Here is a 278-nt window from a genome sequence, read left to right on the forward strand (position 1 = left end):
GGCGTTGTCCGCCGCCGCCTGATCGCGCCGTCAATACGGCATGTTTGATGCCCCATTGCCGGGGTCTTTGCGCTACACTAACGCGGGTACAGGGGTTTTGGAAAGGCTGACAGGACGGCATCGGCAAATTTCCCCACCCGGCCGGAACCCGCCCGGCACGGGCTGCCGGTGCCTTGCGTAACGGCGCCACAGCGCGCGTCATTTCCAGGTTTGCAGAATCGCTGACACCCCTCTATGCGGTGCTTGCTGCGGAGGAGTGGCAGAGTGGTCGAATGCAC

Origin of the sequence: Sulfitobacter sp. UBA1132 (genome assembly GCF_002311545.1) — a bacterium.
Taxonomy (GTDB): domain Bacteria; phylum Pseudomonadota; class Alphaproteobacteria; order Rhodobacterales; family Rhodobacteraceae; genus Sulfitobacter; species Sulfitobacter pontiacus.